The sequence below is a fragment of the Wolbachia endosymbiont of Kerria lacca genome (genome assembly GCF_051602725.1).
Taxonomy (GTDB): domain Bacteria; phylum Pseudomonadota; class Alphaproteobacteria; order Rickettsiales; family Anaplasmataceae; genus Wolbachia.
Genome location: NZ_CP192272.1, coordinates 750,579 through 771,134, shown reverse-complemented (window position 1 = coordinate 771,134; position 20,556 = coordinate 750,579). Strand labels below are relative to the sequence as shown.

Annotated in this window: 17 protein-coding genes; 9 read left to right on the top strand and 8 right to left on the bottom strand. The window is 34.9% G+C overall.

The features are described 5' to 3' along the window. Nucleotide 1: 1 nt before the first annotated feature. The 7 genes from ACQ4M0_RS03425 to ACQ4M0_RS03395 all read left to right on the top strand — a co-directional run bounded on the left by ACQ4M0_RS03425 (nucleotide 2) and on the right by ACQ4M0_RS03395 (nucleotide 6,048). Nucleotides 2–1,798, top strand: a complete 1,797-nt coding sequence (locus tag ACQ4M0_RS03425) for a M24 family metallopeptidase (protein WP_438456229.1) — start codon at nucleotides 2–4, stop codon at nucleotides 1,796–1,798. Nucleotides 1,799–1,892: 94 nt separating this feature from the next. Next, a complete protein-coding gene (locus ACQ4M0_RS03420; protein WP_213863964.1) occupies nucleotides 1,893–2,258 on the top strand; it encodes a hypothetical protein in 366 nt (121 codons plus the stop codon). A gap of 97 nt (nucleotides 2,259–2,355) precedes the next feature. Beyond that, nucleotides 2,356–3,000 carry an alpha/beta hydrolase gene (locus ACQ4M0_RS03415; RefSeq protein ID WP_213863965.1) on the top strand — a complete coding sequence of 215 codons (645 nt, stop codon included), beginning with the start codon at nucleotides 2,356–2,358 and terminating at the stop codon, nucleotides 2,998–3,000. Nucleotides 3,001–3,005: 5 nt separating this feature from the next. Next, complete coding sequence (locus ACQ4M0_RS03410) at nucleotides 3,006–3,785, top strand: SDR family oxidoreductase (RefSeq protein ID WP_438456228.1); 780 nt, start codon at nucleotides 3,006–3,008, stop codon at nucleotides 3,783–3,785. A gap of 90 nt (nucleotides 3,786–3,875) precedes the next feature. Next, nucleotides 3,876–4,949: an ankyrin repeat domain-containing protein gene (locus tag ACQ4M0_RS03405; protein WP_438456227.1), complete on the top strand. Its 1,074-nt coding sequence runs from the start codon at nucleotides 3,876–3,878 to the stop codon at nucleotides 4,947–4,949. Further along, nucleotides 4,950–5,075, top strand: a complete 126-nt coding sequence (locus ACQ4M0_RS03400) for a hypothetical protein (RefSeq protein WP_438456226.1) — start codon at nucleotides 4,950–4,952, stop codon at nucleotides 5,073–5,075. A 16-nt stretch (nucleotides 5,076–5,091) separates the two neighbouring features. Then, nucleotides 5,092–6,048 (top strand): IS5 family transposase, encoded by a 957-nt coding sequence (locus ACQ4M0_RS03395; RefSeq protein ID WP_213863789.1) that lies wholly within the window; start codon nucleotides 5,092–5,094, stop codon nucleotides 6,046–6,048. A 244-nt stretch (nucleotides 6,049–6,292) separates the two neighbouring features. On the opposite strand, the gene ACQ4M0_RS03390 is transcribed toward ACQ4M0_RS03395, so the two are convergent. From ACQ4M0_RS03390 to ACQ4M0_RS03365, 6 genes are all read right to left on the bottom strand, one after another. Beyond that, nucleotides 6,293–9,157, bottom strand: a complete 2,865-nt coding sequence (locus ACQ4M0_RS03390; RefSeq protein ID WP_438456225.1) for a hypothetical protein — start codon at nucleotides 9,155–9,157, stop codon at nucleotides 6,293–6,295. After that, on the bottom strand, nucleotides 9,138–11,492 hold the full coding sequence (locus ACQ4M0_RS03385; RefSeq protein ID WP_007302059.1) for a type VI secretion protein: 2,355 nt from the start codon (nucleotides 11,490–11,492) through the stop codon (nucleotides 9,138–9,140). The genes ACQ4M0_RS03390 and ACQ4M0_RS03385 overlap by 20 nt, the downstream gene beginning before the upstream one ends. A 51-nt stretch (nucleotides 11,493–11,543) precedes the next feature. Beyond that, nucleotides 11,544–11,909: a hypothetical protein gene (locus ACQ4M0_RS03380; RefSeq protein WP_007302058.1), complete on the bottom strand. Its 366-nt coding sequence runs from the start codon at nucleotides 11,907–11,909 to the stop codon at nucleotides 11,544–11,546. A 104-nt stretch (nucleotides 11,910–12,013) separates the two neighbouring features. Next, a complete protein-coding gene (locus tag ACQ4M0_RS03375) occupies nucleotides 12,014–13,375 on the bottom strand; it encodes a DUF350 domain-containing protein (RefSeq protein ID WP_149168655.1) in 1,362 nt (453 codons plus the stop codon). 132 nt (nucleotides 13,376–13,507) lie between these two features. Continuing rightward, nucleotides 13,508–14,503 carry an NAD(P)H-dependent flavin oxidoreductase gene (locus ACQ4M0_RS03370; RefSeq protein WP_438456224.1) on the bottom strand — a complete coding sequence of 332 codons (996 nt, stop codon included), beginning with the start codon at nucleotides 14,501–14,503 and terminating at the stop codon, nucleotides 13,508–13,510. Nucleotides 14,504–14,508: 5 nt separating this feature from the next. Beyond that, the gene (locus ACQ4M0_RS03365) at nucleotides 14,509–15,030 is read right to left on the bottom strand and encodes a cytochrome b (protein ID WP_265024884.1); all 522 of its coding nucleotides are present in this window, start codon (nucleotides 15,028–15,030) and stop codon (nucleotides 14,509–14,511) included. A gap of 265 nt (nucleotides 15,031–15,295) precedes the next feature. Between ACQ4M0_RS03365 and ACQ4M0_RS03360 the strand changes: the two genes are divergently transcribed. Continuing rightward, nucleotides 15,296–16,468, top strand: coding sequence for an NADH-quinone oxidoreductase subunit D (locus tag ACQ4M0_RS03360; RefSeq protein WP_438456223.1), 1,173 nt, complete (start codon nucleotides 15,296–15,298; stop codon nucleotides 16,466–16,468). Nucleotides 16,469–16,486: 18 nt separating this feature from the next. Here ACQ4M0_RS03360 and recJ read toward each other — a convergent pair whose 3' ends face one another. Further along, complete coding sequence (recJ, locus tag ACQ4M0_RS03355; RefSeq protein WP_254229516.1) at nucleotides 16,487–18,226, bottom strand: single-stranded-DNA-specific exonuclease RecJ; 1,740 nt, start codon at nucleotides 18,224–18,226, stop codon at nucleotides 16,487–16,489. Between the two features lie 666 nt (nucleotides 18,227–18,892). Here recJ and miaB point away from each other — a divergent pair. Next, entirely contained in the window at nucleotides 18,893–20,215 is a 1,323-nt protein-coding gene (gene miaB, locus ACQ4M0_RS03350; RefSeq protein ID WP_438456222.1) for a tRNA (N6-isopentenyl adenosine(37)-C2)-methylthiotransferase MiaB, read from the top strand. Nucleotides 20,216–20,279: 64 nt separating this feature from the next. Here miaB and ACQ4M0_RS03345 read toward each other — a convergent pair whose 3' ends face one another. Beyond that, entirely contained in the window at nucleotides 20,280–20,513 is a 234-nt protein-coding gene (locus ACQ4M0_RS03345; protein ID WP_010402600.1) for a hypothetical protein, read from the bottom strand. Nucleotides 20,514–20,556 lie beyond the last annotated feature (43 nt).

The following is a 20,556-nucleotide window of genomic DNA, read 5'->3' as shown; positions in this document are numbered from 1 at the left end:
CATGTCAAAAATCGAAGAATTTCGCTCTTTTATGCACGAAATAAATGTTGATACATTTATGTTGAATACTAAAGACGAGTATTTAAATGAATATTCAAAAGAGTTAGCAGAGTTATGTGGCTTCACGGGAACAAATGGGCTACTTATCGTTACAAAGAGTAATAAGTGCCCATTTTTTACAGATGGACGCTATATCACACAAGCTCGCAGTCAGCTCGATCAGGGCAGTTTTCGAGTATATAATATACAAGAAGAGGATCCACACAAATGGGTAAAAGCAAACTTAACATTGACTACCTCACTGGGTTACTATCCGCAATATTTTACTATGAAGGACATAAGAAAATATGAAGGCATTTGTAAACTAGTACCATACTTAATTAAAAAAGATAGTAGTCATAAAGCACAAACAATAGTCTCACATGTATCTGGTGAGAGTGGTAAGGATAAATGTGAAAGAGTAGCTAAAAACATAGAGGCTGAAGCAGTGCTTCTGACTGATCCAAATTCAATTTCGTGGTTATTAAATTTAAGAAATGAAAGTGCTGAATATACTCCTTGTATATTGGGTCGTGCTATATTGTATAAAAATGCCAATGTTGATTTATTTATTCAAGATAAAGAACATTCAACTATAGAAGCAAATTTTGATAACCATATAAATGTTTTTGATATTAGTGAGCTAGAAAATTCACTACATAAGTTAAATTTGGTGGTGATAGATCCAAGCACGACTCCAATGAGCATTATGAATGCAATAGATCCCTTGTATAACCATTATTTAAATGAAAAATCAGCTTCGGTGTCATTCCAGTGCTTGACCAGAAATAAAAAAGCATGGATCCCAGTGTCAAGCACTGGGATGACAATAAGTAATGAAAGAGGTCTAATAGAAAATAAGCAGATAATTGAGAAGGAGGATCCTTGTTTGATTCACAAAGCAGTAAAAAATCAAACTGAAATAACTGGAGCTATAAGTGCGCACATCAAAGATGGAGTAGCAGTTATAAATTTTCTATATTGGCTTGAAAACAATATTGACAGTGAAATTACTGAGCTTGAAGCTGAAGAAAAAGTTTTAGAATACAGAAAAGAGCAGAATTTGTTTAAGCAACCGAGTTTTCCAACAATTTCAGCATTCAACGAGAATGGAGCAATCATTCATTACCGTGCAAGCAATAAGACAAATAAAGTCATTCAAGAAGATGGGCTGTATTTAATTGACTCTGGTGGTCAGTACCTTGATGGCACAACCGATGTTACAAGAACTATAGCAATTGGTAGTCCAACCAATGAGCAACGAGCTCACTACACAATAGTATTAAAAGCTCACATTGCGATAGCAAGTGCGGTCTTTCCTTCTGGCACTACTGGTGGAGAATTGGACATATTAGCGCGTATACATTTATGGAAATTTGGAATGGATTACATGCACGGTACAGGACATGGAGTAGGAAGTTACCTTTCGGTACACGAAGGACCGCAAGCAATATCAAGAGGAAATAAAGTGGAACCCATTCCAGGCATGATACTTTCTAACGAGCCTGGTTATTATATTCCAGGAAAGTATGGAATAAGAATTGAGAATCTGATGTATATTGAAAGGCGAGAAAACGTCTTTTTAAGCTTTAAACAATTGACCTCTGTTCCTTATGATAAAAAGCTAATAGATATACAAATGCTTACTGAAGATGAAGTTAAATGGATAAATAGCTATCACCAATTTGTTTATAAAAATATAGAAAATGGCATAAAAGATAAGGAATGGTTAAAGAGAGTATGTGAACCTTTAAAATAGTTAATTTGTCATTTAATCAAGTATTAATATAGTTGTTCTTGTATTGTTTTTAATTAAAAACAATATATAATATTAGTTTCAAATAGGTGTAATTATGACAGATAAAGTGCAAGATGATGAATTTATGAAGCAGTACATGGATACTTGCAAAGAGCAAATAGAAAAATTGGCAAGCGACCCTAATTTGCTTCAACAGACCTTAAAGCCATTCATGCAAATGTCTCAGCAACTTATGGCTGGTGGTATGCTAGAAGGAAATATGCCTAGCATGATACCTGATATGGGTGGTATGGATATCAACAAGATGATTGCTCAGATGAAGGAAATGTATGATTACATAAAGAGTAATCACAAAGAGCTCATGGGAAAAGATGCTTCACAAATTCAAGAGCTTGATGATTCCAGCAGAAGATTGAGAGGCTTGGTCAAGAAATTGATAGAGAAAATTGAAGCTAAGTAGTATTTATTCATATCAAAGAGCTATAGCAGTAGTGAGGTCTTGTTCCTCAAATTTAGTATTACCATAAAGTTAAATATAAACATAAAGGGATGAAGAGATGATTGAACTTAAAAGCCAAGAAATTTGTCCAAATGGAAATAAGAAAAATTTGATTATTTTTTTTCATGGTTGGGGCTCAAGTGGCGATAATTTCGTGCATCTTGCTAAAGTTATGAGCAAGTTTTTGCCTGATTCATGTTTTGTGGTACCGAATGCTCCGTTTGAGAGGGAAATAGGTGATGGTTATCAGTGGTTTAGTTTAGAGGATCGTAGTGAAGAAGCACTATATAATGGGGTGAAAAATGCTGCATCAATTGTAAATCATTTTATTGATACAAAATTAAAGGAGCTTAATTTAAAAGATACTCAGCTTTCTTTAGTTGGATTTTCTCAAGGGGCAATGCTTGCAATACATGTGGCTCTTACCCGGCTTCAGTCTTGTGCATCGGTTGTTGCATATTCTGGTAGATTTCTTTCGCCTTCAAAAACTGCACCGCAGATAAAATCAAAACCCAACATATGTATTATTCATGGTGACGCTGATGATGTGGTACCTTTTTCGTCCCTTGATTTAGCGGTTAAAGCTCTGAAAGAAAATGGAGTAAACGCTCAAGGATACCCAATTCATGGATTAGGCCATATTATTAATGAAGAAGGAATAAGGTTAGGGGTTGAGTTTATCAAGAAGAATTTTGGAAATTAATTTCCATGCACTTGTTTTGCTTTGGTTACGGATATGTAGCCAAATTTCTATCGAAAAAATTGCTAAATTTAGGCTGGAAAGTTAACGGTACATCAAGAAATAAAGATATACAACCTTTTGATTATGAAAAGGTTGATCAAGATCTGCTTAAAAGCGTAACGCATGTTTTAGTTTCTATTCCTCCAGACGGCGATGATGTTATGGAGAGATACGGTCATTGTCTGGAGAATATTAAATGGCTTGGTTATCTGTCTGCAACTAATGTTTATGGTGACCACTGTGGTAATTGGGTGAATGAGGAATCTGAAACAAAGCCTATAGAAATTAGAGGAGAAAAGCGCCTTGAGTCTGAAAAGAAGTGGCTAAGTAGCAAATTGCCTGTACATATTTTTCGTTTGGCTGGGATATATGGTCCTGGTAGAAATGCGCTAATTGACCTGCAGCTTGACAAAGCAAGAAATGTGAAAAAAATTTTTTCTCGTGTTCATGTTGAAGATATATCGAATATTTTATTTTCTTCCATGCAAAATATAAAGCCTTATGAGATATACAATTGTGCAGATGATTTACCTGCTACGCAATCTGAAGTGGTTACGTATGCAGCCGAGCTTCTCAATATTAGCCCTCCAGAGCCAGTTGAGATTTCTTCCGTACCAAATTACGCACGGGGTTTTTATTTAGGGTCAAAAAAAGTAAGCAATACTAAAATTAAAAAAGATCTTGGTGTCTCTCTAGTTTATCCTGATTACAAGGTGGGTTTAAAGAGTTTGTATATATCAGAATAGAGAAAATAGATTGCCAGATGCAAAAATTTTTCTTGAATGTTCCTTGTTTTGATGTAATACCACTAGGCATACTATTATATAGAGGTAAATATGTTCAGCACTCAATCGCTCCCGGTTGAAAATATTCTATTACATCAAGCCGCTTATAATGGTAACATAAATGAAGTTAGGTTATTACTTAATGTAAAAACTGATATCAATATCAAGGATAAAAAAGGATTTACAGCCTTGAATTTTGCTGTTTATTCAGGACATTTAGACGTAGTAAAGTTACTAATCAGTAAAGAAGCTAATATTCATGCAAGAACTACTAAAGGCAGTACAGTTTTACACTTTGCTGTTGTAGCTAAAAGCAAAGCTATAGTAGAGGAGTTAATTAAAGCGGGAGCTGATCCCAATATAAAAGACTGTACTGATGGTAAGACACCTTTACATATTGCTGCTCAAAATGGACTTGTAGAAGTTGTAAAGGTGTTACTTAATACTCAAGAAATTGAGATTGATGCTAAAGACAATGAATTTGGTATAACAGCTCTGTACTTAGCCTCTCAGAACGGACATACTGAAATAGTTGAACTATTAATTAGCACAAAAAATGCTGATGTTAACATAGTAGATAAAAAAAATAATGTCACACCCTTGTATCTAGCTGCTCAGAATGGGCATGCAGCAGTAGTTAAGTTGCTTCTTGATAATGGTGCTAAAGTCAATGGCTGTGATACCAGTATGAATCCTTTGTGTGTAGCTATTGATAATGGCCATGACGAGGTAGCTCAATTATTACTTAGTGTAGAAGGGGTGGATGTCAATATTGGCAATCAGCTTGGCAATACACCTCTACATATAGCAGCTATGAAAGGTAATGAAAAAATGGCAAGATTACTGCTAGAAAAAGGTGCTGATCCTAATATTAAAAACCTTTCAGGAGATACTTCCTTACAAGCTGCTGAATACGTAAGAAAAATTAGCTGGCATGATAATCCTCCAAATGTACAAGGAGGATTCTTCGTGTTAGTTGGCTCGAATGGAATATATTCATTTCAGCAATTTTATGAGCAAAAAAAAATTATGGAGCTTTTGGTACAACATATAAAGGACAGCAGACCTAGCTCATCAGTAGATGAAATTGACGTATCTGTTCAGCAGAGTAGCAAAATAAGATAGATGAGAAAACTAGTTTGTGACATTGGTGTCCAGTTAAATTTACATGGATGCCAGTGGGCTTTGTTGCACCACTCAAGGAAAGAACAGGCAGTTACTGATGGAATTTGTTATAAAATAGATATTTAGCCGACAAAGGAAAAATATGCCAATAAGAATGAAAGTCAGTAACTGCAATGAATATAACAAATTTCTTCAAGAAAGGGGAAATGTTTTTCATTATATCAACGATGCCATTGAAAATTGGTACGAAAATAGTCCAAAAGTAGCAGGTGGCAACAATGTCTACAGCGACAAAGTAGTGATTCTAATTCACATAATAACCTATCTATTCAGGATTGGTCTTAGGCAAACAGTGGGATTTATAGAGAAATATCTTGAGCAAATAGGGAAAATTTTGCAAATTATCAGCTATTCGCAGGCTTCAAGAAGGTTTAAAAAGCTTAATATCAAAATCAACGACTGCAGAGTTGATAAGAACGATATGGAAGATATTGAAATTGCTATAGATAGTACAGGTATCAGCATCTACAATAATATTCCAGGCCATAGTAAGGCAAATGGTACAGATAGAAAGTATCGCCGCTATGAGCAAACAAGAAAGCTACATGTAATGCTAGAGATAGGTAGTAAAAAAGTTATAGCTGCAAAATACAGTAGTGGAGTTTATTCCGACCACTATGGAGCCTGTGATCTTATTGAAAGAGTGGATACCAAGTATAACATAAGCACGATATATGCAGATAGGGCATATAATCGAAAGAAGTTATACAAACTGTGCGATGAGCTTGACATAAAGACAAGGATTCCTCCGCAAAATAATGCAGTAGAGCATCCAAAGTTGGATTATATGAATGAGAGAAATTCTACAATCAAGCTCATAAAGTCATATGATGAAGATGGTATGAAGAGGTGGAAAAAAGAGATAAATTATTGGAAGAGATCTTATATAGAAAGTTTTTTCTCGCGACTGAAGCAAATATTTGGATTTAGTTTTAGGAATAAATCTGAGATTAATCGTGAGAAGGAACTGCTACTCAAGTGTTATTTGCTTAACAAATTTACTGAAATAGGCATGGCTAAGTTTGATATAGCTTCATGAATTTATTATACATTACCCACTATCCGAAGAGCTGTGCAACAAAGCCATTCCAGTGTCAGCTACTCGAATGACATTATGGAAGCTGTGATGACAAGGAAGGAAGCACTAGAAAGAAATGGGTGTCACGCACTGGGATGACATTATGGGAACTGAGATACAAGAAAAGAAACACTGGTTTGACATGCATCTGTCTCAGTGATGTAAATTCGACTTTACCCCATTTGCAACCATCAGGGTTCTTTGACTATAGACCTAACAATTCTTTTCTAATTTCTTCTTTAATTGTATCAATAATCTTTTTATCAAGTTTATTTATTAAGGAATCATCAATACCTGTGATGTCATCTGGATTTTGTATCATTTTTTCAATAGCATCATCTATTTTTTTTACTCTTTTTTCATTAATTTCCTCAAATATAGGTTTAATTTTCACATAACCAGGAGCGCCCTTGCTATAACTTTTGCTGCTTTCGTTGATACAACCACCAGCACCATATGTTTTATTCACGTAGTTTTTACTACATTTTGTTACATCTTTATACCCAATCTCACCATTTTCTATATATGCTATTTTATTATCTTTACTAGAGTTTAGCTTGTCCCCTTTCTTAATTTCTTCTTTTAATTTTAAACTTTGTTCATGAATTATTGTATCTTTGTAATTCTTTCCCCCATAGGTTCTGTATGTACCTCCTCCTGCAACAGTAATTAAATCTTTACAAATTGTTTCTGAAGAGTCTCTGCACATTTTTATTAAAGTAGGTCCCCCATCCTTGTTAGATTTATCATTTTCTTGTCCACCACCTCCTTCTGTTACTTTTACTTTAATATATGGATAACTAGGGTTGACTCTCAGTTTAGCTTTAATGTAATCACCTGGCATTCCTAGTCTACTTACAGTAGACTGAGCTTTACCATCTATATGACCAGCTTCACCACCTCCCCATGCTTCTATTTCAACGTAATCATACATTGACAGATCATCTGTAGAGCCATCTCCAAGCTCATAAAGTTTTTGATCCCTGTTTTCAATAATCTGCTTCTTATGTTTCAATTGTGCTATTATTATTTCACGTAATCTCTTTTTTAAACCCTCTAAATCGAACCTACACAATTTATCAGCATAAAAAACTTCTGTTCTATTTGCTTTAATCGGTTGATTTTTTAATTGTGTGCACTTTTGTATTTCACCTTTCTCGTTTTTTACTGTTTTACCATCCTTATCCTTGCAATCCACTTCCTCATATCTTAAGTAAAATAGTTTATCATTCTTATCTACATACTGTGTTGAGCGACTACATACTCCATCAAAGCAGAGGCAACCATCATCACCGTGATTACAGTTTTTTTCTTCATACTTTCCATCTGTTAACTCATATACTATTTTGCATTTGTCACAATTTTGTTTTGTATCTACCTCTTTATCCTCTTTTGCCATGCAGTTATCTCTAGACTTATTTTCAGCAGGAATGGAAATATATCCTTTTTTATTAAATATTATTTCATTCAGTGCATCTTGTGGCTTTGCTAAAACCTCAATTGTTTCGTTACAGGGAAAATAATAAAGCTGATCAGACTCCTTTGAATAAACAGTATTGTATTTATTGTATCTTGCCCCCATTGATTTTAGCGATATTAGCTTACTTTCTTTTTTAAGAACAAACTCCTCTGGTTCTGGTTGCCACCCAGAAAGGCAGAGCATTTTACTTTTAGAATTTTCTTTATATTTTATTTCTACTTTTGGATATCCTGAGCCATCTAGTTTACACTTACCATTCTGAAGCTCTTTACATTCTGCTTCGATATCGGGAACATACCCATATTTTTCTAGAACTTCAAATTGCGAATTATTTTTTAATATAACTTCTATTACGCTATCGATGTCGCTTTTACTGTTACTGCTATCAGTTGTTTTTGCCACTATTGCTGGCTTTACTACTTTTAAAGGTAGATGGCCAACATATGTAGGAGAATTTTTATTAACATAAAAAGTACAGATGCCATTACTGTGAGTTCCACGTGCGTCATAAGTACAAACGTTCTCACTCATCTTCATTTTTACTTTTAGCGTATTTTCGCCTTTACCCTCATTAGGCTTTGGTATGCTCACTTCTTCAATCTTTGGAGCAGGTGGCGCTGGGAAGCAGCGAGCAGGAAATTGTAATTTTCTTTTGGACTCTTCTCTCTCAGTACCATAATATTCAGTGCAGAGCTGACCTTTTTTTCTATAAGTTTTAAAGTGATGGTGGGTATCTTTATCTGGAATAGAGTATGTAGCACTTTGAATGTTTTTATTACTTGAAATAACGCGTGGAAAAGGTAGCTCTCTTCTTTCCTTCAGCTCACCAATAATGACTCCAACTCTTGGATGGAAATAATCATTTTCTTCATTTGTTATAGGGACAATTCTAACTTGTGGTGGTGACATTGCAAGTTGTTCACAAAATGCAGGTGGGCCAGGTGCAAGTTGCACAGGGGCACACTTTACTTTTGTTTGATAGCATGTATCACAAACTTTTTCCATCTCTCCAGGACGAAAAATATTTTCCCCAGAAAATACTCTAGAGCCCCATGAAGAAATTCCTGACATACAAGCCCCTTTTTGACTACAAGCACATATCTTAGGAGAATTAGCAAATTTTACTTTTTCTTCATCAGTAACACCATCTGCCCATTTCCATCCAAGACCTTGGGCAATTTCTCCTCCAGCTTTTGTTTTATCTCCTTCCCAATCTATAAAAGCTGCTGCAGAAACTCCAGCTCCTGTACTCTGCGTTCCATATATCTGGCGGCAGAATGTTCCACTGGATAATATATAACAGTTGTCGTTCCCTTCGTAATCGCAGACCTTAATCTTTGGATCGAAGTAACCTTCTGGTTCCTGATTATTTACTGCTGTAACTTTAATAAATTGCAATAATTTTTCGTCAAAATCTAAATCGCTCCACTTGCCTTTAAAAAAATTCGCAATACCTTTTCCTGCTTTACTTCCTGTAGCTTCAATTTCAGTATTACTTTTTACAAATGTTGGACAATCAGCATATCCTTGATAAGAAAGACAAAATATCAAGGAGAATATCAATAAAAAATTAAGCTTTACATTTTTCATAGAACGCCGGTAACCACTTACTCACTTTTTCGCCTTTTTCCTTTATTGCTTCATACATATACTTTATAGTCTCTTTATTAGCTGAAAGTACATGTATTTCTTTCATATTCTTCAAATCTAGATTTAAAGTTACTAAACCTTTGTATTGCTTTATCAAAAATAAACCTTCCTGTGTTGGTGTTTGCAAAATGACATTCAGTTCCTCTTTCGACAGAGAAAATGCCTTCATGTATAATCTGTTTGCATTGATGTTCGGCATCAGGATTCTCGTATCGACATGCTTATCTAAATATTGAGTAAACTTGCTAGCAAATGCTAGGTTTAAGTTTTCAGTACTTAGAATTACTACAACATTTAACTTTGTCATTCTTTGCATCCAGTCGTCAAACTCTCCCTCTGTAGGAAAAATATTACTTATCTCCCATGCTTCATCCAAAACAAGTATTGCAGGTGAGCCATCACATTTTGCTTCGAAAGAGTATAAGAAATAGTAAAGTATCACGGACATACATTCTTTTTGCTTAGTGAGATTTGCAGTATTGAGGGATATAGTTTTTGTTCCCCAGTCAATGTCTGACTCATCACCATCTTGGAATAAGTAAGCAAATTCACCTTCACCACACCATTTACTTATTTTGCCTCCAAGAAGTAAAAGCACTTCAGAAATTTGAGAAATAGATCGCGATTCTCTTGGTATAGCAAATATAGAATCTACAATTTTTTTTGTCTTTTCTTCTACGTCTACCAAACTTGCATCTGCAACCATCCTTTTGATCAATTCAACAAGCATATTGCGATTAGAAGCACTATCTTCAATGTTCAGTGGGTTAAATTTTAGACTTTTATCTTTATATTTTGGATCAATTATGTAATATTGGCCGCTTACTGCTTTAGTAAATATTATTGATTTTCCAGTATTATCCAATATAACAATCCTAGGGTTAAATTTTCTTGATTCCGAAAGTAAGAAATTGATCAGTGAGGTTCTACCTGAATTTGGAGCTCCAAGTATTGTGGTATGACCATTATTTTTCTTTCCATGAAAGTTAAAAAAGTAAGGACTGCCTTTTTTTGAAAAAAAAACTGTTACTGCTTCTTTCCATCTTCCTCCTTTTAACGTACCTGATGTAAAATCATGCAACATAGCAAAGCTGCAAGCATATTTTTCTAATATATTTTTTGGTTGTGTAACAAAAGCAAAGTTTCCAGGAAGCTGTGCCCAAAAATGATTTTCCATGTGCAGATCAGTTCTAAACATCATCAACCCGATTAACGACATTACAGAGGATAAATCACTGATATTTTTAGCTAACCTATTCTTATCATCTGCAAAGATTGTAACAATAATTTTCTGTTGACAAAAATCCATAGCAGAAATTTTTTCAAGCTCTATTATTTCATTTATTCCTGAGTTTTGAAGTAAGGTATTGTCCTCACTGATTTGCAGTATATTAATTTGTTTTTTGAATTCTTTTACTGCTTTATTATTACTAGTAAATATTATTATTTCTGTGATGATAAGCTCAGAGTCAAGTTGCAAACACCTATCTATATTTTCTAAGGGGATTTCTCGATATTCCTTTATGCAAAAAATAGAACCAAACTTCTGTTGACCTTCAAACGATGTTTGAAATTTATTGAAACCAAAAGCTACTTTTAAATTTTTAACATGCTGCGATAGATCCCTTTCACATATTGGATAATCTTTGTGCGTTAATGTAATAATGTAATGGAGAAATTCCATCATTTGAGAATATATTTTGCCTTCACTAGACCTAAGGCCCAGTTTTTTAGCTCCAAAAGGTTCTAAATCTTTTTGAATCAGGTCAGTTATTTTTTGTAATTCTTGATGATTTTTTTGTAAAAATAACTTGTGCCTATTCTTTATCCTGCCAAAAAAAAATGCATTATTAATATGTTTGCCAAAATCACTAAGTAACACCACAATGTATAACTCATTTATATACTGTAGTTTACTATCAACTAGTTTATTAAACCACGTTGAGTGTAGCTGATCGGAAAAGTCTGAAGTTTTATTCCACTGTAAGCTCAGTTTATTGCGCTTACGGACAGTGTGAATCCAAACGGTAAAATATAAACTCTTGATATTTTTTGATATACTTTTTCTAATTTCAGTTCTAAGATCACCATAGTTATCAACTGAAGAATAGTCTTCTAATTTGATTATTTTTAATAATTCCCCCTGTTTTGTTAGTATAGTTTCTTCATCGTAGTGGCAAGCATAAGGGATAAAATCTAAATTAATACTTTCTAGTAACGCTAAATTGTTCTTTTTTTCAGAATTAGATCTAGTGGCTGGTACTTTTGGTTGCATACAATATCATGCGTATTCAATAAAAAGATAATAAAGAATCATCTATCTTACTTAATCCTTATCTTCTTTTTTGTTATTGGATTGTAACTGTATGTCCTTTGCAAAGTTGAATTTTTCTTTCAGGTAATCTGTTGCCTTTTCTGTGCTTCCAAACATCATGATCAGTACGCCAAATATTATCATGAAAAAAATTAGGCCTCTGAACACTACTGCAAGTATCACTGTAGCTATACATAACCCTATAATTGTCGAAGGATTCATATTTTCTACAGTATCTTTAACTGAAAATGAAGAAATAAGTTCTTTCAACGTTCCTGGTATATTTTTCAATTCATCACTTGCTTTGCTAGAACATGACATGAAGATAAAACTTAACAGGGCTACAATAGCAAAAACTCTACCCAATTGAATACGCATCAGCTAAATACCTTTAAGATACTCCTCAAATGTAACAATTTTTACATCAATAGGCAAGAACCGAATTCACTTGCTCACCATAAGTAACTCATATTTAACTTTTATCACCGTGTTAGCTCTTTATTATCAACAAGAGGACTCACACTAATGGATGTCAATTTACTTGACAGAAAGTTTGAACACAATTCAGCAGCAGCTGCTGTAGCAAACACAGCAGCCACCACAAACAGTCCTGCTCCTACTAATCCTGATGTCATTGCTCCTGCAACAATGCACCCTATTGCTAAGAGAGCAGAACTTGTTACAAGTGCGACGTGAAGATTTTTGTTTTTACTATTATTTTCATAATTATTGGATTGCATTGTATCTTTTACCTTACTGCCTGTCACTGAGATCACACAATGAGGCCCTTCTTCAGTCTTCTTATAATGTTTAGAAGGGGATATTCTTCCGCTTGGGCCTTTGGGCCTTGTTTTGTTCGGATGTGCTAATTTTGTTTTTCCTTCATCTTCTAGTTGCAAACTATTATCTTTCTCAGCAGGGTTTAATTTTAAGTGTACACTTTCCTCAGATGAAATGCTTGTTACTGAAGTTAAGCTGTTCCTTCTGCTACTTGATGCCAAGCTAGATGAATTTATTCCACTATCTAAGTCACTGCTACTACTGAGTTTAGAAGTATTTGCACCGCTTGGCACTTCTACAGCATTCACAGTTATATTAGGCTTTTCATTTTTTAAATCTTTACTATCAATCGAAAGATCAGATTGACTATTCAATTGTGATTGTGCGATCTCCTTTCTTGCTTGCGATTGTTTTGATGTAGGATGTGCTGAAGCACCATAATAACCTGAATTTCTCAAGGTATTGTATTTTCCAGGGGTTCCTTTTCCACTTACACCCTTAGCTAAAGAATCCTTTTCCAGAGGATTAATACCTGAATTTTTGGGAATTTCAACTTCACCAGAAAGACTTTTTTTGTTAAATAGTTCCATAGTATTATTTTGTCTATTTGCTTGATTACTTCTAAGACTTTTCTGATTTTGAATAGTGCTACTAGAATGATCTTTGTCACTACTTTTATTAGTAATCCCTGTAATCTCTAAAATTATTTCTAATATTTTTCCTCTTCTTGTTGGTGATCTTTGTGATGATTTTTCTTCATTGTTAAGTACTGAAGATTTCATTAATTCCTCTGACTCTATCACTTTTGTTTTCAATGCTGGAAGGAAGTTGTCAATATAATATTTATAATATTCTTCTTGTTTTCTCAATGACTTTTCTAATTCAATTAATACGTTGGGATCAGCTCCTTTGTTAAACAACTCTATGCATTTTGCGATAGTTCCATCTCCCTTTTTTAGATTTCCATGATTATGTGTTTTTTTTGTGACCTTTTTGTATATAGCATTGTACAATTGTTGATTAATATCTTCACTCTTCTGATGTTTTGCAAAACGACTTAGCATAACATTTCTCCATACATAACAAAATGTATGAATACCTCTTTAGCGTTAATTTTACATTAAAACTGGGCAGTTATGCCTTATTGCGGATAATTATAGCAATTTGCTAACTATTTTCTTTGCTGATTACTGATTTTACATTTCAACATAATTGCTTGCCTGTTGAACTAACATATCTATCACTTCTTTTACAGGCTTTTCTCTATCAACCATGCCAACACTTTGACCGGCCATTAAAGATCCTGTTTCAACATCTCCATCAATTACTGCCCTTCTTAAAGCTCCAGCCCAGAACTTTTCTATTTCAAGCTGCCCATCTTCTTTTGAGATTTCTCCATTTTGATATTTATCAATAATGTCTCTTTGATGCTCCATAAAATCGTCACTTGCTTTGTTAACTATAGCCCTTACTGGAATTACAGGGAAATCAGCACTAATCTGCACAGAAGATACAGCATTACGCGCAGCTGATTTGATGAATACTTCTTTAAAATTTTTGTGAGCGATTGACTCATTCGTGCAGACAAATAATGTACCTATTTGACAGCCACTTGCTCCTATTTCTAGGTAGTTCACTATCATTTCGCCTCTTCCTATTCCACCTGCAACAAACACCGGTGTTTTCTCATTTTTAAAATGAGGTAATATCTCTTGTGCGAGAACAGAAGTGCTAACAGGACCGATATGTCCTCCTGCTTCCATACCTTCTATTATTAACGCATCTACTCCCATTTTTACTAACCTTTTCGCGAGGCTTAATGCTGGTGCAAAACACATAACTTCAATGCCCGCACTCTTGATTTTTTCTATATTAGGCTTCGTTGGTAGTCCACCTGCAAGCACTATATGGCTTACTTTCGTTTCAATGCACACATCTATCAACTCACTCAACTTTGGGTGCATAGTAATTAGATTTACACCAAATGGTTTGTTAGTTAATTTCTGTGTCTCTATGATTTCTTTTTTCAGTAAGTCTGGAAACATTGCACCGCAAGCAATCACGCCAAATCCACCAGCATTTGAGATTGCTGAAACTAAATTTCTCTCTGAAACCCAGCTCATAGCGCCACCCATTATGGCAAACTCACTACCGAGAAAATTTGTTCCTTTTTTCCAGAGGCTACTTAACATACAACCTATATCATACGTTTAAAAATGTTTTGTTTATCTATAAATGTGTGTTTTAAAGCACCAATTATATGCAAGGCTATAAAGAGTATCATAAAATATGCAAGTATCGAGTGTAACTGATTAGCTGCACTAGCTAGATCTTCATTATGGTTAATTAATAAAGGGATATGAAAAAAATATTTGATCTCTTTGCTAGAAGCAGAAGACATGACATAACCAGATAGTGGCATTAGCACCATCAAAGCATATAAACCAAAGTGTATCGTTTTGCTCGCATTGATTACAAATCGAGAAAAATTGGCTGGTAATGGCGGAACATAAGTAAAGACGCGAAAAAATATACGTACTATAATTAATCCAAGAACGGTGATACCACAAGCCTTATGAATAGCGTATATGCTGAATTTAATTTCACTGCTAATCGGCAAATTTTTCATGTATAGTCCAGAACAAAGCATGCCAATAATAAAAGCAGACATTAACCAATGAATGATCCTTAAACCTAAACTATATTTATTGTCTTTCATTAATTTTGATTACTCTAAAGTAGAATTTATATAGTAGAAAAACTATTTCTCAATCAAAATTATCTATACATAATTTCGCTGCCTTGATCAACATAAGTGCAATAATTGTATGTGACACATAAACATTGTCTATCAGATCATGAAGAAGTGGTGAAGTTTTTGAGAGTTTTTCTATTGTAACGATGAGTTATAGCTTGTACAAGAAGCCTATTGACTTTAAGCACATTTTACCCTATACAATTCCAATACCTTAAGCTACCAAAGCATGCCTGATCTAAAGACAATGATGCTAAATTTTGGTCCTCAGCACCCAGCTGCACATGGGGTGCTACGACTTGTTTTAGAGATGGATGGTGAAGTGATCGAGAGAGCAGACCCCCATATTGGGCTTTTGCACCGTGGCACTGAAAAATTGATAGAACATAAAACATATCTTCAAGCTCTGCCTTATTTTGACCGCCTTGATTATGTGTCACCAATGTCACAAGAGCATGCATATTCGTTATGTGTAGAGAAATTATTGCAGTGCGAAGTTCCGATTAGGGCAAAATATTTGCGTGTTCTATTTTGTGAGCTGACAAGAATACTAAATCATTTACTAAATATCTCTTCCCAAGCGCTTGATGTTGGGGCGATGACTCCTCTTTTATGGCTCTTTGAAGAGAGAGAAAAAATACTCGAGTTCTATGAAAGGGCCTCAGGTGCAAGATTTCACGCAGCTTATATAAGGCCAGGTGGACTTGCAGCAGATATCCCAGAAGGTTTGATTGAGGATATTGCAAAATTTATAGCGCAATTTCCAAAGTATATAGATGATGTTGATGAACTTTTAACGGAAAATAGGATATGGAAGCAACGCACTGTAGGAATTAGTGAAATATCAATAAAACAGGCGCTTGATTGGGGCTTTAGTGGACCAATGCTCCGTGCTGCTGGACTTGCTTGGGACTTGCGAAAAAGCCAGCCATATGAGATATATGATCAGTTAGATTTTGATATACCTATCGGCCAAAATGGTGACTGTTATGATCGTTATTTAGTAAGAATGGCAGAGATTAGGCAGTCTGTTAGCTTGGTGAAGCAATGCATAGAGAAGATGCCTGAAGGGTCAATAAAAACTGAAGATAGAAAAATTTCTCCACCGCCAAGAGCAGAAATGAAAGAATCCATGGAGGCTATGATTCATCATTTTAAGCTTTATTCAGAAGGATATCATGTGCCAGAAGGTGAGGCTTATGTGGCTGTTGAAGCGCCAAAAGGCGAGTTTGGAGTATATATAGTTTCAGATGGTACCAATAGACCTTATAGATGTCGAATAAGAGCACCTGGCTTTGCGCATTTACAGGCCTTAGATTTCATGGCAAAAGGACACATGCTTGCTGACATTGCAGCAATTATCGGTTCACTCGATATAGTCTTTGGTGAGATTGATAGGTAATTATTGTAAAATAGTAACTCAACTAATGGTCAATACATCCTCTATTAAAAACTGCACAAATTCATTGCCATTCCAGTAATTCATAGAGATTTTACCCAAAATGGCTTTAACATTACCCTGCATAATAGCAGAGCCAAGCTCAGTATTTGCACAGCGAAACGCAATAGCTTTGACCATAACATTATCGTCAGCAATAAAACATTTTATATGGTCAACTCCTATAACTTCCGGCTTTCTTATCTTTGCTCCTTGAATGATGAATCTCGGTTCAGGATTGCCAACACCAAATGGCTCTAAGCGTTGCAATTGATTCCACAAGGATAAGTTTATTGCTTTAGCTGTTACTATACCATCAGCCTTTATGATTTTGTCATTTGTAGAGTTTGCAAATCTTTCAGTAAAGAAATCATGTAGATCACTTATTTTATCTTCTTCAATCGAAAATCCTGCTGCCATACTGTGACCACCACCTTCAATGATTAGGTTGGTAAATTTTGCAGAAAGAACCGCAGCACCAATATCTACTCCAGAAATTGACCTACAGCTTGCTTTTCCTATTCCATTGTTTAAAGATATCACTATCGTTGGTAAGTGAAACTGCTCTTTTAGTCTTGATGCAATGATACCAATTATTCCCTGGTGCCAATTACCACTTACCATTATAAAATTTACACCTAAGTGGGCAAAATTTTCCGCTTGTGTTGTGGCTTCCAAAATAGCCTCATTTTCTAGCATTTTTCTTGCATTATTCAAATCTATTAGTTTTAGCGCGATTGAATGTGCATCATCATCATCATCGGTGGAAAGCAACCTTGCACCGAGCGATGCTTCTCCAATTCTTCCTCCGGCATTTATACATGGCCCAATACTAAACCCTAATCGTGAAACACTTGGTTTTTCAAGGATTCCCAAAGCGTCAAACAAAACACGTAAGCCAACATTTTTTCTTGCTGACATAACTTTTAATCCTTGTAAAACAAAAGCCCTATTTAGGCCTGTAATCTGCATAACATCGCAAACAGTTCCAAGAGCAACCAAATCCAGTAGATCAAATAAATCTGGTTCTTTTTTGTTGGTAAAAAATCCTTGCTCACGTAGGATTCTGTTAAGAGCAACAATTAGCAGAAATGACACTCCAACTGCTGCTAAGTTATTATAAGGAGAGCTCTCATCAAGGCGGTTGGGATTAACAACTGCTACAGCACTTGGTAATTTTTCTGTTCCAAGGTGATGGTCGACAACTATAATATCAAGTCCAAAGACTTTTGCATCTTCTATTGGTTGATATGCAAGCGTACCGCAATCAACAGAAATACATAAATCAATACCATTCTTTTTAAGTTGTAATAAAGCATCTGTGTTCAATCCATAGCCCTCATCAACACGATCTGGAATATAGATTATAGAGTGTGTCCCAATCGCTCTTAGGTACCTATTAATCAATGCTGATGACGTTGCACCATCAACATCGTAATCACCAAATATTGCAATATTCTCATTATTGTTTATTGCTTTTACTATGTGAGAAACAGCTTTATCCATATCAAGGAGGTGAAAGGGATCTGGTAATAGCGATCTGATTAGTGGGTGTAAGAAGTCATGTGCATTTTCTATGTTAACACCACGAGCAACTAATATTCTTGCTAATATTTCTGGCAACTCAAATCTCTGTATAAGAGTAAAAATCTCCCTTTGATCTGCTTCTTGTAACTTCCACAGTGCATTTGTTATGCTGCGTTTTTCAATATCAAGTAGCATATTTTTTGTAAATAAAACTACTTTACCAGAACTTTTACGCTTGTTCTATAATTGTGTTAGACTTCTGTATAACCTAAAGAAAGATATAGGAGAGTGTCACTCGAAAGGAATCACATTTATTTTGACAAAGAGCATCTGTAAAATCTGATACTTCTTCTTGCATAACATGCTCTTTAATTAGTATTATATCTATATTAGCATATAAGTGTGAATATTATATTAGTGTAATTACTTTTTGGTATACATAACAAATTTATGCCTGGAAACAGTTTTTGGTTACTCAAACCTTTTCTACCTTTATTTCATATTCTTTAAAGTATTTTTTGCACTTTCTTTATAAAAACCATAGGTACCAATCGGTTTTTAGCTTAAGAATAAAGGTTAAGTATCTGGAATTCTGGACATAAAATCCTCCTGAAAGATTAGAAAGAAAATGCAGCGCATATACAACAGAATTTGAACACGTGCTGAAGAAGATACACTACGTTTTTTTTTGAAAAATTGACTGAAAAGTCTGCAGACGAAGATAGATTTTTGAGCTCTTAAAATACCTCTACTGTTAGAGTAAGGAAAGCGAGAAGGTTTGTCAAGCAATCTTTATTGGCTGTTGTACTAGAATTCAGTTTTTCGTATAATTTGCTAGAATTTGTGTGAAGAATTTTAAATATGAAAGGCCTATATATTAAAACTTACGGCTGTCAGATGAACGTTTATGACTCCATTTTAATGGAGAATATAGTTAAGCCTTTAGGGTTCAACGTTGTTAGTGATGTAGAACAAGCTGATTTGGTGATATTAAATACTTGTCATATTAGAGAAAAGGCAGCAGAAAAGCTTTACTCAGAGCTTGGAAGAATCCATTCATCACAAAAAAATAAGGAAATGACCATAGTGGTGGCTGGATGTGTAGCGCAAGCAGAGGGAGAAGAAGTGTTCAGAAGGGCTCCTTTTGTTGATATTGTTGTTGGTCCGCAGAGTATCGCTGTTTTACCGGAGCTGATAGTCAAAGCAAGCAGAAGTAAAGGTCATGTAATAAATACTGATTTTCCAGAAGTTGCGAAGTTTGATAAATTGCCAGATGAATGCTATGGCAATAGCCAGGGGTCTTCTGCGTTTCTTGCCATACAAGAAGGTTGTGATAAATTTTGTACGTTTTGTGTGGTACCATATACACGCGGGGCTGAGTATTCACGACCAGTAAATGAAATATTCCGTGAAACATTGAAGTTAGTTGCAAATGGGGCAAGGGAAATCAATTTGCTCGGTCAAAATGTTAATGCTTATCATGGAGAGTGCGAAGGAGAGGTGTGGGATTTAGGAAAATTAATTAGTCACATTGCTAAAATTGAAAAGCTAGAAAGAATCCGCTACACAACTTCTCATCCAAGAGATATGCACGAATCTCTCTACTTGGTACATGCGGAGGAATCAAAACTCATGCCGTTTGTTCACCTACCTGTGCAGTCAGGTTCGAATAAAATATTGCATGCAATGAACAGGAAACACACTGCAGAGGAGTATTTGGAAATAATAGACAGATTGCGCAAATTGAAACCTGAAATCGAATTTTCTTCTGATTTTATTGTTGGGTTTCCTGGAGAAACTGAAAAAGATTTTGAAGAAACTATGAAGTTAGTAGAAAAAGTAAAGTACGCTCAGGCTTATAGTTTTAAATATAGCCCAAGGCCAGGAACGCCAGGGGCGGAAAGAAAAGATCAAGTACCAGAAGAGGTTAAAACAGAGCGTCTTCTTCGTTTACAGGAATTAATTAGCAAGCAACAACTTGAATTTAATCAGAGTATGATAGGAAAAACTATTCCTGTTCTATTCAGTGATAAAAAAGGTAAACACCAAAATCAAATTATTGGTAAAAGCCCATACATGCAATCAGTATGCGTTGATGATCCTGACGACAAATACAAAGATAAAATAGTAAATGTAAGGATATTGGAAGCTCGGCAAAATAGTTTGTTGGGATGCGCTGCCTAATTAGAGAAAAGTGCTCCTATGCTCTCATGTAGAAGCACTTTGTGTGTTTTTATAAGTTTATAAGCTATCTAGATTTAATCCTTAAGGGACTACAACTCTCTGTTACGCAATCATATGAGACTTGATATAATAGATTTGCGGGATTTTTTTTCTTTTCCCACTGATAGTGTACTTTTTCAACCTTTCCAGAATTATTATATTCATAAGAAAGCGATCTCCAAATAACGCTGCTTTTACTATTATTTTTGTTAGCATCGTGAAATTTCTGATAAGGCCAACTGTTATTGTCTTTATTCATCTTTAACTTAAGTAAATAAGTCTGATTTATTAATATGCTGTAT

Coding starts and splice junctions, on each gene's coding strand:
- ACQ4M0_RS03425 (WP_438456229.1), top strand. CDS start 2: ATGTCAAAAATCGAAGAATTTCGCTCTTTTATGCACGAAATAAATGTT.
- ACQ4M0_RS03420 (WP_213863964.1), top strand. CDS start 1,893: ATGACAGATAAAGTGCAAGATGATGAATTTATGAAGCAGTACATGGAT.
- ACQ4M0_RS03415 (WP_213863965.1), top strand. CDS start 2,356: ATGATTGAACTTAAAAGCCAAGAAATTTGTCCAAATGGAAATAAGAAA.
- ACQ4M0_RS03410 (WP_438456228.1), top strand. CDS start 3,006: ATGCACTTGTTTTGCTTTGGTTACGGATATGTAGCCAAATTTCTATCG.
- ACQ4M0_RS03405 (WP_438456227.1), top strand. CDS start 3,876: ATGTTCAGCACTCAATCGCTCCCGGTTGAAAATATTCTATTACATCAA.
- ACQ4M0_RS03400 (WP_438456226.1), top strand. CDS start 4,950: ATGAGAAAACTAGTTTGTGACATTGGTGTCCAGTTAAATTTACATGGA.
- ACQ4M0_RS03395 (WP_213863789.1), top strand. CDS start 5,092: ATGCCAATAAGAATGAAAGTCAGTAACTGCAATGAATATAACAAATTT.
- ACQ4M0_RS03390 (WP_438456225.1), bottom strand. CDS start 9,157: ATGAAAAATGTAAAGCTTAATTTTTTATTGATATTCTCCTTGATATTT.
- ACQ4M0_RS03385 (WP_007302059.1), bottom strand. CDS start 11,492: ATGCAACCAAAAGTACCAGCCACTAGATCTAATTCTGAAAAAAAGAAC.
- ACQ4M0_RS03380 (WP_007302058.1), bottom strand. CDS start 11,909: ATGCGTATTCAATTGGGTAGAGTTTTTGCTATTGTAGCCCTGTTAAGT.
- ACQ4M0_RS03375 (WP_149168655.1), bottom strand. CDS start 13,375: ATGCTAAGTCGTTTTGCAAAACATCAGAAGAGTGAAGATATTAATCAA.
- ACQ4M0_RS03370 (WP_438456224.1), bottom strand. CDS start 14,503: ATGTTAAGTAGCCTCTGGAAAAAAGGAACAAATTTTCTCGGTAGTGAG.
- ACQ4M0_RS03365 (WP_265024884.1), bottom strand. CDS start 15,030: ATGAAAGACAATAAATATAGTTTAGGTTTAAGGATCATTCATTGGTTA.
- ACQ4M0_RS03360 (WP_438456223.1), top strand. CDS start 15,296: ATGCCTGATCTAAAGACAATGATGCTAAATTTTGGTCCTCAGCACCCA.
- recJ (WP_254229516.1), bottom strand. CDS start 18,226: ATGCTACTTGATATTGAAAAACGCAGCATAACAAATGCACTGTGGAAG.
- miaB (WP_438456222.1), top strand. CDS start 18,893: ATGAAAGGCCTATATATTAAAACTTACGGCTGTCAGATGAACGTTTAT.
- ACQ4M0_RS03345 (WP_010402600.1), bottom strand. CDS start 20,513: ATGAATAAAGACAATAACAGTTGGCCTTATCAGAAATTTCACGATGCT.